Genomic DNA, 13695 nt, shown 5'->3' with positions numbered 1-13695 from the left:
AAATGGCGCACTTGCAAGGCCCATCGCTAATTTTTTTCAACGCTTTCAGTCAGCAGCTTCGATATCACACATTAAAGGATGCTCGCATTCGCGGGCATATTCATTGACTTGGTAACTTTTCGTTTCTGCAATATCCCGCGTAAAGATACCGCACGTCGCTTTACCTTGGGTATGCACCGCAAGCATGACCTGGACCGCTTGCTCACTATCCATATTAAAAAATTCCTGTAATACCTCAACAACGAACTCCATCGGTGTGAAATCATCATTGTGAAGTATCACTTTGTACAACGGCGGCCGAGCAAGCTCTGGCTCAGCCGACTGAACGGCTAGGTCATCATCATATTCAGGCGCATCTGGCCGAGTCATTCCTGCGTGCAGGATAGCCATGACGCATAGGCTGTCTGTAGTAGGCATAAGCAGCAAGGGTTATCGTCTCTTAGCTGGCAAGTGGTGTCTTACGGCGCTTGAATCATCCATCCTAGCTTGAAATGCACTAACATTAACTGCGCTAGATTTGATCACTCTGATTTTGCTCTCCAAAGTAAGACGCCCGTTACCAGCAAGGGTTCATGGAAAATACAAAAATTAGCATACTAAATAAGACAAAAAACCCTCGCCCACCAAAGCGGGCGAGGGATATCACAGCGTTTTCATGCGTATTGCCCAGCGGCAGCGCAGACTGCTGGTGATCTAAGCCTTAACCGTTTGCGACCATCGCAAGGGCTTCGTTGAGCGTCTTACTCGGGCGCATGACTTGACTAGCTACTTCCCCATTCGGGTGGTAATAGCCTTTAAGGTCAACAGGCTGGCCTTGCACGCCATTCAGTTCGTCAATGATCGTAGCTTCATTGGCTTTCAGCGTTTCTACCAAACGGGCAAAGCGTGTTTTTAGTTCAGCGTCTTCATCCTGAGCTGCCAATGCTTCTGCCCAATAGAGCGCTAGATAGAAGTGGCTTCCTCGGTTATCAAGCTCACCCACTTTGCGCGAAGGTGATTTATTGCTCTCAAGGAACTTGCCGTTAGCTTCATCCAACGCTTTCGCCAGCAACTTAGCACGGTCATTGCCAAAACGTTTGGCAAGGTGTTCCAAAGAAGCAACCAGTGCCAGGAACTCGCCAAGGCTGTCCCAACGTAAGTGGTTCTCTTCAAGCAGCTGTTGAACGTGCTTAGGTGCGGAACCACCGGCCCCCGTTTCAAACAGGCCGCCGCCATCCATCAACGGCACGATAGAAAGCATTTTGGCACTAGTGCCCAATTCAAGAATCGGGAATAGGTCTGTCAGGTAATCGCGGAGAATGTTGCCCGTCACCGAGATCGTATCGAGACCACGAATCACGCGCTCAAGGGTGTAACGCATCGCCCGAACCTGAGACATGATATGAATTTCGAGGCCATCAGTATCGTGATCTTTGAGGTACGTTTTGACCTTTTTGATTAGCTCATTCTCGTGCGGACGGTAAGGATCAAGCCAGAACACCGTCGGCATACCAGAATCACGGCAGCGCTCAACCGCCAACTTCACCCAGTCGCGAATCGGCGCGTCTTTGACCTGACACATACGCCAGATATCGCCCTGCTCCACAGTCTGTGACAGCAGTACTTCACCCGTGTCCAGGTCAGTGATGTTGGCAACACCATCTGCCGGCACTTCGAAGGTCTTATCATGTGAGCCGTACTCTTCGGCTTTTTGCGCCATCAAACCAACATTGGGCACGGTACCCATTGTGGCCGGATCAAACGCGCCGTGCCATTTACAGAAGTTGATCATTTCCTGATAGATACGCGCGAACGTTGACTCAGGCATGACGGCTTTGACGTCCTTGAGACGACCATCAGCGCCGTACATCTTACCGCCAGCGCGAATCATTGCAGGCATCGAAGCATCGACAATCACATCGCTGGGTGAGTGGAAGTTGGTGATGCCGCGAGCCGAATCAACCATTGCCAGTTCTGGGCGCTTGTCATGGCACGCATGCAGGTCACTAATGACTTCATCACGCTGAGATTCTGGCAAGGTCGCAATTTTATCGTAGAGATTAGCGATGCCGTTGTTAACATCGACCCCCAGCTCTTTGAAGAGCTCACCGTGCTTCTCAAAGGCGTCCTTGTAGAAAATTTTGACGCAGTGCCCGAACACGATGGGGTGCGAGACTTTCATCATTGTCGCTTTTACGTGTAATGAGAACATCACACCGGTCTTACGCGCATCCTCGATTTCACGCTCGTAAAACTCCAGCAGCGCTTTCTTGCTCATAAACATGCTGTCGATGATTTCGCCTTCCAGCAGCTCGACCCGAGGCTTGAGCACCTTGGTTTCACCGCTGGCGGTGATCAGCTCCATCTTGACGTTGCGAGCGCGATCCAGGGTCATCGACTTCTCGCCATGGTAGAAGTCGCCACTATGCATGTGCGAAACATGGGTACGCGACGCCTGGCTCCACTCCCCCATAGAATGCGGGTACTTGCGGGCATACTCTTTCACGGCCTTCGGTGCGCGGCGATCAGAGTTACCTTCACGCAATACGGGGTTAACTGCGCTGCCTTTCACTTTGTCATAGCGCGCTTTGATATCTTTCTCTTCATCGCTGCTTGGGTCATCCGGATACTCGGGCAGCTTGTAACCTTGTTCTTGCAGCTCTTTGATCACCGCCCGTAGCTGCGGCATAGAAGCACTGATATTCGGTAATTTGATGATATTGGCTTCAGGAACCTTGGCCAGCGCACCTAATTCGGCCAGGTGGTCTTCGATACGCTGCTCTTCAGTCAAGTAGTCGGGAAATAAAGAGAGAACGCGAGCCGCCAGGGAAATATCCCGGGTTTCCACCTCGATACCCGCAGCGTCGGTGAAAGCGTCAATAATCGGTAGCAAAGAGTATGTCGCGAGCGCAGGCGCTTCGTCGGTGAGCGTGTAAATGATCTTCGGCGTTTTAGACATTTTGCGTTAACCTCTTTTTTCTATCGCTGTGATTATAGAGATCCTGAGCGACGCGACTTCTTCAACGAGAGACCATGCCGCGAAGCAGGCGGGGCCATTTAATTTGGCTTTCCCGGTTATCAATCGGTGGTTTTTACGGTGGTTATTTCAGTGGAAATTACGACAACTCCAGCACGACATAAACGCGATTCAAAGGCGGCTTTTCAAGAACTGCCTTTGACAGATTAGCCTCAAAGTATACCAGCGCTGCATTTTAATCGCATGAGAGATTGTCGACAAATCAAGGGCACCCTTCTAAAGAGATTATGAGCACTTTATATTTACTGCATAAACCCTATCGTATGCTCTCTCAGTTTACCGACAAACAAGGCCGCGCCACATTAGCCGATGTTATAGATGTGCCTGGCGTCTACGCCGCAGGGCGGCTTGATTATGACTCTGAGGGTCTGCTGTTATTAAGTGATGACGGCAGCCTCATTCACCGTATCGCCCACCCACGTCACAAGCAGCCCAAAACTTACTGGGTGCAGCTCGAAGGGCAGATTAATGATGAGGCAATTAGTGCTCTGAAAAACGGTGTCACCTTAAAAGATGGCCCAACCCAGCCAGCAAAAGCCCGGCGCATTGAGCCACCTGCCATTGCACTACGCGACCCAAGGATTGACCCTAAGCGCCACCCCACCACCAGTTGGTTAGAGTTAACAATCAGCGAAGGCCGCAACCGCCAAGTACGGCGCATGACCGCCCATGTAGGGTTTCCTACGTTGAGATTGATACGCGCAGCGATTGGCACATGGCAACTTGGCGACTTGGCCCCAGGCGAGTGGCGCAAACAAACACTACACGCTCCACGCCCCACTAAAGCGCCAAAGCGCAGCGGTGCACCTCGGCACAGGCACTCCAAATGAGCAGTGAGATGATAAAAAATGCCATCATCAGAAGTACCGTTGCCTGCGTGATTCAGCGCAATGACCACTTTTTGATGGTGGAAGAAGCCCGCGGCGGTAGGCAAACCGTGTTTAACCAACCGGCTGGACATGTAGAGCCAGGCGAAGGCCCGATGGCAGCTATCTTGCGTGAAGTGCAAGAAGAAACTGCTTGGCAGGTGACGCTAACCGACTACTTAGGTCTTTATATCTTCCACACGCCCGAAGGCCTTACCTTTCATAGCCATGGTTTTATAGCCACACCAGACGTCATGCTCTCGTCCCCCATTGATAGCGACATCACCGCCACTCACTGGCTCACATTGAATGACATCAAAGCCCTCGGCAATGCCGGTCGGCTGCGCAGCCCCCTGGTGCTTAAACGGATCGAAAACGCCATTAACGGCCAATGTTATCCCCTGACCGTGATTCATGAGTGAAGCACTCGAAGCACCAAGCCTCCATCGTGTATAATCAGCATCCAATTGCACACCACTTCAACTGAGGATGCCAATGACATCCACCCATGGCACGTCTATTCCTGAAGCGCCCGAGGCCCAAAAAGTAATTGTTGGCATGTCGGGCGGCGTTGATTCATCGGTTTCTGCTCTCCTTCTGCTCCAACAAGGGTATGAGGTTGAGGGCCTGTTTATGAAGAATTGGGATGAAGACGACGGCACCGAATACTGCACTGCAAAAGAAGATCTTGCCGATGCAGAGGCTGTGTGTGAGAAGCTGGGCATCAAATTGCATACGGCCAATTTCGCATCCGAGTATTGGGATAACGTCTTCGAGCATTTTTTAGCCGAATATAAAGCGGGCAGAACGCCCAATCCCGATATCCTGTGCAACCGAGAGATCAAGTTTAAGGTCTTTCTAGACTACGCTGAAATGCTAGGCGCCGATAAAATCGCAACCGGGCATTATGTTCGACAAGGGGTTCGCGGAGGACGCCCGCGCCTGTTAAAAGGTGTGGATAGCAATAAAGATCAAAGCTATTTCCTGCATGCGGTGCCTGAAGCAGCGATTGCGCGCACCCTGTTTCCGGTTGGTGAGCTTGAAAAACCTGTCGTTAGAGCCTTGGCTGAACAGCACGATCTTATTACCGCCAAGAAAAAAGACTCTACTGGTATTTGCTTTATCGGCGAGCGCCGTTTCCGCGACTTTTTGCAGCAATACCTGCCCGCACAACCCGGCAATATTGAAACGCCCGAATGCGATGTCATTGGCAAGCATATGGGACTGATGTACTACACCCTGGGGCAGCGCCAAGGGTTAGGCATTGGTGGTCTCGCCAACTATTCGGAAGACCCATGGTACGTAGCGGCCAAAGACCTTGAGCGTAATGTATTGATTGTCGTCCAAGGCAAGCATCACCACCTACTGTTCACCAATGCGTTGGCCACTGAAGCCATGGATTGGGTAGCAGGTGAACCGCCTGCCGCACAAGGCCGTTACACCGCCAAAACCCGCTATCGTCAAAGTGATTGCCCATGTGCAATCCATGCGCTGCCCGACGGCACTGTTGAGGTGGTGTTTGATGATCCTCAGTGGGCAGTCACACCGGGCCAGTCATTGGTACTTTATGATGGTGAAATTTGCTTAGGCGGCGGCGTTATTCGCGCCACTTGGAATACCACGGAGACCGCTGCATGAGCGCTACCCCTATTCATCGCGCGCCGGAGTCTCAAGCCGCTCGCCAAGCACTGGCGCTGGCTGGCGTTTTTCAATCCGCTAGCTTGGTAGACGAACTCGCGCGTACTGGACAAGTAGATCCACGCGCTTGGGAAACACTTATCAATGCAACCGTGGACACCAACCCGGCAAGCTTTGAAGCTATTTATGGCGGGCACCCCAATAATTTACGCCGCGGATTAGAAACACTCGAAGCCCTTGTTGGCCGCAAACAAGCCAATCCTGTGGTTCTCCGCTACGGTTTTTCGCTGCTACTGTTAATGAATAAACTGCGCACTGACCGCCATATGATGGATTTACTTGGTCAAAAGCTGTCCCACGTACAGGGGCAGGCAGAGCACTTCGGCAGCACTCATGAAAATGTGATTGCAAGCCTGGGCGACGCCTACCAAGAAACCATTTCGACGTTCAAAACCCGCATCGTGGTTCAGGGCGACCCCTCTTTACTGCAGACTCGCATGATGCCCGAGCGGGTGCGCGCCTGTTTGATGGCGGGCATACGTTTTGCGCTGCTATGGCACCAACAAGGCGGCCGTCGCTGGAAGCTTGTCTTCCAGCGTAAAGCGTTGAGGCGCGCGCTTGATAGCCTTGGCTAACGCGCCCAAAGATCATCTAGGCACTTCGAGCGATTTCTTTTCGACATATTGCTGTTCGAACCATTGACTTCAGACCACCTTGGAAACCAAGCCATGCAACTCTCTGCTTTGACCGCCCTCTCCCCCGTTGACGGACGCTACGGCGCAAAAGCCGCCGCACTACGGGAGCACTTCAGCGAATTCGGTCTTATCCGTGCGCGCGTGATTGTGGAAGTGCGCTGGCTGCAGCGCCTTGCTGACCACAGCCAAATTGTCGAAGTACCGCCGCTGTCAGTGGAAGCGACGGCTTTTCTTGAGCAGCTGATTCGTGACTTTTCTGTCGAAGATGCCGAACGCATTAAAGAAATAGAGCGCACCACCAACCACGATGTCAAAGCGGTTGAGTATTTCTTAAAAGAGAAGATTGCGGGGCAACCCGAGCTCAACGCGGTCACTGAATTTATTCACTTCGCTTGCACCAGCGAAGACATCAACAACCTTTCCTACGGCGTTATGCTGGCAGATGGGCTAAAAGCCACTCTACCTACCCTGCATGAAGTCGCTGATGAGATTGCCAAACTGGCCATTGCGCATGCGGCTCAACCGATGCTTTCGCGCACCCATGGACAAACCGCCAGCCCCACAACGCTAGGCAAGGAAATGGCCAACGTCGCCTATCGGCTTAAGCGCCAGCTCAAACAAATCGAACGCGTTGAGATTCTGGGTAAAATTAACGGTGCTGTAGGTAACTACAATGCCCACCTGACAACCTACCCAGACATTGACTGGGAAGCCAACGCACGCACCTTTGTGGAAGGCTTAGGACTAAGCTTCAACCCCTATACCACACAGATTGAGCCCCACGACTACATTGCCGAGCTTTTCGATGCAGTTTGCCGTTTCAACACTATTTTGATCGACTTTGATCGCGACGTATGGGGCTATATTTCGCTGGGCTACTTTAAGCAGCGCACCGTCGAAGGCGAAATTGGCTCATCGACCATGCCGCATAAAGTTAACCCAATTGACTTTGAAAACTCCGAAGGCAACCTTGGGCTGGCCAATGCCGTGCTTAATCACTTGGCCCAGAAACTACCGATTTCACGCTGGCAGCGCGACCTGACGGATTCCACTGTGTTGCGCAACTTAGGCGTTGGCTTGGCTTACGGCCTGATTGGCTATCACGCTAGCCTCAAGGGTATCAGCAAGCTTGAAGCAAATCCTGAGCGCCTAGCTGAAGACCTGGATAACAGCTGGGAAGTACTGGCTGAGCCAATTCAAACGGTCATGCGTCGCTATGGCATCGAAAAGCCCTACGAAAAGCTTAAAGAATTAACCCGCGGCAAACGTATTGACCAAGCAGGCTTTGCCGCTTTTATTGATACGCTAGAGCTACCCGAGTCGGTTAAAAATGAGCTAAAAGCCCTCTCTCCTGCCAGCTATATTGGTAATGCGAAGGCTCAAGCCGAAGCACTTAACCAGCGGCTTGCTGCACTCTAAACGACGCACTGCGCCCTTAGTAAGGCGCAGCGCTCATTTGAACTAGGAGAACGCCATGAGCCAACACGATAAGCCACTCACATTGCTGGGCGATTTAACGCCCGAAGACTTCTTGGCCAATTACTGGCAGCAGAAGCCGCTGCTGATTCGTGGCGCTATCCCCGACTTTATTAGCCCCATCGACCCCGATGAGCTAGCCGGGCTTGCCTGCGAGCCCGGTGTAGAAGCGCGTCTTGTAGAAGAAAATGGGCCTGATGGTCCCTGGCAGGTTTCCCACGGCCCGTTTGACGACGCAACCTTTGAGCGCTTGCCGGAAGGCAACTGGAGCCTCCTGGTTCAAGCCGTCGATCACTATGTACCGTCTATCGCTGCACTAATGGATGAATTTGATTTCCTTCCCCGTTGGCGGTTAGACGACATCATGGTCAGCTATGCGCCGCCCGGTGGTAGCGTCGGCCCACATATCGACCAATACGATGTTTTCCTGTTACAGGCTAGCGGCCACCGGCGTTGGCAACTAGGCGGTAAGCAGCCAGACAACGCGCCCATTATCCAAGGTATCGATCTACGTATTCTTGAAACCTTTGAGATTGAAGCCGACTCTGACTGGACGTTATCACCGGGCGATATGCTGTATCTCCCCCCTGGTTGGGCGCACCACGGCGTTAGTCAAACCGACGACTGCATGACTGTTTCGGTAGGGTTTAGGGCACCCTCAGCGGATGAAGCCATCACATCCTACGCTGACTATCTAGGAGAGCAGCTCTCTGACTCCCACCGCTATAGCGATGCAGGCATGTCTCCTGCAAGCCAAGTGGGTGAACTAGATGATGCGGCCGTTGAACGTATGCGCCAGTTCGTACTCTCCACCTTGGACAATCCTGAGCAAATAGCCCAGTGGTTTGGTCGCGTCATGACACAACCAAAATACATTGACCAAGTAGCGCCCCTTGAAGTGCCAATGACGGAAGCTGACCTTGTTGCGCAACTACAACACGGTGAACCACTGTTTCATATGCCGGGTTCCCGCGTTGCTTGGCGAAGCGATGCCAACGGCACCACGCTCTTTGTCGACGGCGACGGACACTCATGCTCAACCGAGTTAGCCAAGCGGCTTGCAGACCCATCGCCTATGTATGAAGACGTACTTGCCATTGATGGGGCAGCAGCGCTGATAACACAGTTAGTAAACACCGGAAGCCTAGGCTTTATGGGCGAAGAGGATGATGAGGAGTAGCTAGCGGTGTCGACGACAACCATTATTAACGGTGATTGGAGTACGCTAAAGGATATAGCTTCCGAGATCCGCCGCGTGGTGTTTATCGAAGAGCAGAGCGTGCCTCAAGAGGAGGAGTGGGATGGCCGTGACGAGGAGTGCAGCCACTTCATTGCCTATCTTGAGGATCAGCCAGTGGGGACTGCGCGACTGCTGCCCGACGGCCATATTGGGCGCGTCGCGGTACTCGATAGCGCGCGTGGCGCTGGCATTGGCTATCAACTCATGGAAGCAGCCATTCAGGCTGCTCGAGAAGCAGGCCATACCCATGTAGCGCTGAGCGCTCAATTGCACGCCCTCGCCTTTTACCAACGCTTGGGATTTGTGGCGCATGGTGGCACTTTTATGGATGCCGGAATACCTCACCGGGAAATGCTACTAACGCTGTAGTCGCTTTTTTTTGACTACGATTGTGATCAATCAATGAGAGCGCCACTGCTATGTGGCGCTTTTTTTGCTCCATTTTCAGCCCACCTGACGAAAAACGACTACACAAACAGAGCGTTTCAGCACGCTCCTGTAGTTGAACTACAACCCCTTCTGCCCCCAAGTGACAATTGTTGAACCTGCCGTTCTCGTTGATAGTTATTGCACCGCAGCGTTATGGCGCAACATCGAAGTTAGCCAAACAGGAAACGCTGTAACCGACGTTTAAATAAGCGTCTCCACAATGATCACTCTCCGATGCGACGTTTGACTAAGAGACGTTTTGCTCAGAGACAATTGGCGTAGAGACAGCGCGTTAAATTTCGATAATGCTGAACACATCTTCGCAGGTGCAGCATAAGAATAAGCTAACTTGCGAAATAGCTATCATGACCCCGGAGGAAACAGCTTATGTCAGGACTGCTCGACGATATCAAAGCAATGGCCCAACTGCGCGAAGCTCAAGGCGGCAAATGGGAAGCGATCAAACCTGAATACGCTGCACGCATGCGTGCTCAGAACCGTTTTCATACCGGTTTGGATATTGCACGCTACACTGCAAAAATTATGCGTGACGATATGGCGGCCTACGACGCCGACACGTCTAAGTACACGCAGTCTCTGGGGTGCTGGCACGGTTTTATTGGTCAACAAAAACTGATTTCCATTAAAAAGCACTTTGGCACGACTAAGCGCAGTTACCTCTACCTGTCAGGCTGGATGGTAGCCGCCTTACGCTCCGAGTTCGGCCCGCTGCCCGATCAGTCCATGCATGAAAAAACATCCGTCGCTGATCTGATCGAAGAGCTGTACACCTTCCTGAAGCAGGCAGATGCTTGGGAGCTTAACCACCTGTTCCGCGCCCTGGATGAGGCCAAAGAAGCAGGCGACAGCGCTCAAGAGCAAGAACTGATCAGCAAAATCGATAACTACGAGACACATATCGTACCGATCATTGCTGATATCGATGCCGGTTTTGGTAACGCTGAAGCGACTTACCTGCTGGCCAAGAAATTCATCCAAGCGGGCGCTTGCTGTATCCAGCTTGAAAACCAAGTTTCCGATGAGAAGCAGTGTGGTCACCAGGATGGTAAAGTCACCGTTCCCCACGAAGACTTCCTGGCAAAAATCAATGCAGTGCGTTATGCCTTCCTTGAGCTCGGCATCGAAGATGGCGTTATCGTGGCGCGTACTGACTCGCTAGGCGCAGGCTTAACCCAGAAAATCGCAGTGACTAACGAACCTGGCGATCTAGGCGACCAGTACAACAGCTTCTTAGATGGCGATGTCATCGAAAATGCTGGCGACATCAATAATGGTGACGTGGTTATCAAACAAAACGGTAAGCTGGTTAAGCCGAAGCGTTTAGCGTCAGGTCTCTACCAGTTCAAACCGGGCACTGGCGAAGACCGCGTTGTGCTTGACTGTATCACCAGCCTGCAAAACGGTGCTGACCTGCTGTGGATTGAGACCGAGAAGCCACACGTCGGCCAAATTGCCAGCATGGTTAACCGCATCCGCGCCGTCGTGCCCGATGCCAAGCTGGTTTACAACAACTCACCGTCATTTAACTGGACGCTGAACTTCCGCCAGCAAGTATTTGATGCCTGGGAAAAAGAAGGCAAAGATGTTTCCGCTTACCAGCGTGACAAGCTAATGGGTGTTGAATACGACAACACTGAACTTGGTCAGCTAGCGGATGAGTGGACACGTAACTTCCAACGCGATGGCGCTCGTGAAGCCGGTATTTTCCACCACCTGATCACGCTGCCAACTTACCACACAGCGGCACTATCGACTGACAACCTGGCTAAAGGCTACTTCGGTGATGAAGGCATGCTGGCCTACGTCGCAGGGGTACAGCGTCAGGAGATTCGTCAAGGCATCGCTACCGTAAGACACCAGGACATGGCTGGCTCTAATATTGGCGACGACCATAAAGAGTTTTTCCACGGCGACGCGGCACTTAAAGCCGGTGGTAAAGACAACACCATGAACCAGTTCGGCTAATCATTTAATTAGCACGACACAACAGGGGGCTTAGGCTCCCTGTTTTTTTATAAGCTAGCCTTACAACATCCCTCTCCTGATCAAGCATCGTAGTCACTTTTACACATTGCTTTCTTAATACTTGTCTACACTTTAATCCATGATCTTTCCTGTTGATGGCTAGTCAAAACTAGTCGCTTAGGTTATCTTTGGCGAACGCTGTTCTATAACTAGCTTACGTATTACCCCCGTTGCGGCTTAGCAGCCATGCGGGTCAAGACACACTGGAGGTTTGAATGAAACGTTTACTACCTATTGCAGCATTGAGCATTCTCACGCTGGCAGGTTGTGCCAACACTGCGCCTTATTCAGGTGATGTATACCGTGGCAATCAAGCGCAAACAGGCCAAAGCGTGACCTATGGCACCATCGTGGCGGTCCGTCCTGTACAAATCCAGGCAGACAGCCGTACAGGCAACCTGTTGGGCGGCGGTGGCGGTGCTGTCATCGGCGGCCTGCTGGGTAGTCAAGTTGGTGGTGGCTCTGGTCGTCAACTAGCAACCGTTGCAGGCGCATTAGGTGGCGCAATTGCCGGTACCGCAGCAGAAGACCGCGCTAACCGCATTAATGCGTTGGAAATGGAAATTCGTCGCGACGACGGCACAGATGTGATCGTGGTTCAAAGCGCAGACCGTCAATATCAAGCAGGCCAGCGTGTTCGCCTGATCGGTAGCGGCGCTAACTTAAGCGTAGCTCCTTACTAAGTTCGTCTTACCAAACGCTTCCTAGCCAGTAACAAGGTAGCGCCGTAATAGAAAAATGCCCGACCAAGCCTACTTGGTCGGGCATTTTTGTCGCCTTCGTTAATGGCTAACAAGGCATAAGTTAGTGAGCTACTTTATTGCTCGCCCAGCTTGCCAGCTTTGCGATTACCAAACCAATAATGGTCAACAGGATAACGACCAGAAGAATATCGACTGGACGAATCAACGTTGTAGCACCCAACACGGCTAATGCTGCCACCCATAAATAGCGGTTGTCGCCATGTGTTTTTAATACCTCAGGCAGCATTTTATCCAGCCCCTGACTGACACTGCTATCCCAGCGTTTGTTCGCAAAGTAGGCAATTAGCACAAAGGCGATAACCCAAATCAAGAAGATCGTCATAACCAGCTCCAGTGAATGTTGTCTAAAGGGGGAAAAGAAGTTGTCGTAGGGTATCCCCGGTTACCCCGTGGCGCAATAGCGCCAAAGGAGTGGGAGGAGGAAAAAGCCTGTTTACCCCCTGACAAGCAAGCTCTCACGCGTTACCATGTTGGGACATGCACTCACCGAAAGGTTATTAAATGCAAATTGCGCAAAACTCGGTTGTCGCGTTCCACTACACCCTGACCAATGATGCAGGTGAAGTGCTAGACAGTTCCGAAGGCCGTGAGCCGCTGACGTATCTACACGGCGCTGGCAACATTATTCCGGGTCTGGAAAAAGAGCTCGAAGGCCGTGCCGAAGGCGATAAGCTGAACGTAAAAGTAACCCCAGAAGAGGGCTACGGTGAAGTTCAAGAACAGCTGATGCAAGAAGTACCTCGCGATGCGTTCCAAGGCGTTGAAAGCATTGAGCCGGGCATGCAGTTCCAAGCCCAGACTCAAGGCGGCCCGCTGATGGTTACCGTCAAGAAAGTTGAAGGCGACACAGTTGTAGTTGATGGCAACCACCCGCTGGCTGGCCAACATCTTAACTTCGATGTTGAGATTGCAACCGTTCGTGAAGCAAGCCAGGAAGAAGTCGAGCACGGTCATGTGCACGGCGAAGGCGGCGTAGAGCACTAAGTTGCTTAACGCGTGCTTATAGGGCGGCCTAGGGCCGCCCTTTTTAATGGGCGCTCCCCCGCTTTACTCCTCAGGGATAATCACCAACTGTCCATAGCGCACGCTACGTGATGATGTCACTTCATCAGAAAACTGCTTCAACGCGCTACCCTGCCCCTTTAATAACGCCACTTCCAGACAGCTATCATGATTAATATGCACATGAAGCGTCGATAGCGTTAGATCATGATGATCATGAGAGTGTCGGGTTAAGCGTTTCGATAAGTCTCGCGCCGCATGATCGTACACATAGACAAGCGCGCCCATACACGGCGCTTCGGGCGCAACCTCCTCTTTGGCCTGCTTTAACCCACTGCGTGTTAAATCGCGTATCGCTTCTGAGCGGTTTTGGTAGCCGCGCGCATGCATCAATGCATCGACCTCGCTCAGCAGTTCCTCATCCAGCGTTACCGTTACCCGTTGCATATTCTCTCCTAAACTAACGCCGCAAGCGCGGAGCCACCGTGACTTCCAGCCCTTATAGTATGATGTTATTGTAAAA

Annotated in this window: 14 protein-coding genes; 10 read left to right on the top strand and 4 right to left on the bottom strand. The window is 52.0% G+C overall.

Annotated features, from left to right (window positions below; all coding sequences use genetic code 11):
* Positions 1 to 45: 45 nt before the first annotated feature.
* Entirely contained in the window at positions 46 to 390 is a 345-nt protein-coding gene (gene clpS, locus INT21_RS09225) for an ATP-dependent Clp protease adapter ClpS (protein ID WP_193068107.1), read from the bottom strand.
* Between the two features lie 310 nt (positions 391 to 700).
* Complete coding sequence (locus tag INT21_RS09220; protein WP_193068099.1) at positions 701 to 2938, bottom strand: NADP-dependent isocitrate dehydrogenase; 2238 nt, start codon at positions 2936 to 2938, stop codon at positions 701 to 703.
* 305 nt (positions 2939 to 3243) lie between these two features.
* Here INT21_RS09220 and INT21_RS09215 point away from each other — a divergent pair, with 305 nt between their 5' ends.
* The 9 genes from INT21_RS09215 to INT21_RS09175 all read left to right on the top strand — a co-directional run bounded on the left by INT21_RS09215 (position 3244) and on the right by INT21_RS09175 (position 12089).
* Positions 3244 to 3846, top strand: a complete 603-nt coding sequence (locus tag INT21_RS09215) for a pseudouridine synthase (protein ID WP_193068100.1) — start codon at positions 3244 to 3246, stop codon at positions 3844 to 3846.
* Between the two features lie 8 nt (positions 3847 to 3854).
* Complete coding sequence (locus INT21_RS09210) at positions 3855 to 4304, top strand: NUDIX domain-containing protein (RefSeq protein ID WP_038482525.1); 450 nt, start codon at positions 3855 to 3857, stop codon at positions 4302 to 4304.
* Between the two features lie 73 nt (positions 4305 to 4377).
* Entirely contained in the window at positions 4378 to 5520 is a 1143-nt protein-coding gene (gene mnmA / locus INT21_RS09205; RefSeq protein ID WP_193068101.1) for a tRNA 2-thiouridine(34) synthase MnmA, read from the top strand.
* Positions 5517 to 6155, top strand: a complete 639-nt coding sequence (hflD, locus tag INT21_RS09200; protein WP_089038729.1) for a high frequency lysogenization protein HflD — start codon at positions 5517 to 5519, stop codon at positions 6153 to 6155. Before mnmA ends, hflD begins: the two co-directional genes overlap by 4 nt.
* Positions 6156 to 6248: 93 nt before the next feature.
* Positions 6249 to 7634: an adenylosuccinate lyase gene (gene purB / locus INT21_RS09195; RefSeq protein ID WP_038482516.1), complete on the top strand. Its 1386-nt coding sequence runs from the start codon at positions 6249 to 6251 to the stop codon at positions 7632 to 7634.
* A 55-nt stretch (positions 7635 to 7689) separates the two neighbouring features.
* A complete protein-coding gene (locus INT21_RS09190; RefSeq protein WP_193061614.1) occupies positions 7690 to 8871 on the top strand; it encodes a cupin domain-containing protein in 1182 nt (393 codons plus the stop codon).
* A gap of 6 nt (positions 8872 to 8877) precedes the next feature.
* Positions 8878 to 9300 carry a GNAT family N-acetyltransferase gene (locus tag INT21_RS09185; RefSeq protein WP_193061613.1) on the top strand — a complete coding sequence of 141 codons (423 nt, stop codon included), beginning with the start codon at positions 8878 to 8880 and terminating at the stop codon, positions 9298 to 9300.
* A gap of 447 nt (positions 9301 to 9747) precedes the next feature.
* A complete protein-coding gene (locus INT21_RS09180; protein WP_038482507.1) occupies positions 9748 to 11346 on the top strand; it encodes an isocitrate lyase in 1599 nt (532 codons plus the stop codon).
* A 275-nt stretch (positions 11347 to 11621) separates the two neighbouring features.
* Entirely contained in the window at positions 11622 to 12089 is a 468-nt protein-coding gene (locus tag INT21_RS09175; protein WP_030070161.1) for a glycine zipper 2TM domain-containing protein, read from the top strand.
* A 121-nt stretch (positions 12090 to 12210) separates the two neighbouring features.
* Here the strand turns inward: INT21_RS09175 and INT21_RS09170 are convergent, their stop codons facing one another.
* Complete coding sequence (locus INT21_RS09170) at positions 12211 to 12492, bottom strand: hypothetical protein (protein ID WP_193061612.1); 282 nt, start codon at positions 12490 to 12492, stop codon at positions 12211 to 12213.
* A gap of 179 nt (positions 12493 to 12671) precedes the next feature.
* Here INT21_RS09170 and INT21_RS09165 point away from each other — a divergent pair, with 179 nt between their 5' ends.
* Positions 12672 to 13154, top strand: coding sequence for an FKBP-type peptidyl-prolyl cis-trans isomerase (locus tag INT21_RS09165; RefSeq protein WP_009722554.1), 483 nt, complete (start codon positions 12672 to 12674; stop codon positions 13152 to 13154).
* 63 nt (positions 13155 to 13217) lie between these two features.
* Here INT21_RS09165 and nikR read toward each other — a convergent pair whose 3' ends face one another.
* Positions 13218 to 13619, bottom strand: coding sequence for a nickel-responsive transcriptional regulator NikR (nikR, locus tag INT21_RS09160; protein WP_038482498.1), 402 nt, complete (start codon positions 13617 to 13619; stop codon positions 13218 to 13220).
* Positions 13620 to 13695 lie beyond the last annotated feature (76 nt).

The sequence above is a fragment of the Halomonas sp. 3F2F genome (assembly GCF_014897805.1).
Classification (GTDB): Bacteria; Pseudomonadota; Gammaproteobacteria; order Pseudomonadales; family Halomonadaceae; genus Vreelandella.
This window is presented reverse-complemented; position numbering and strand designations above follow the sequence as displayed.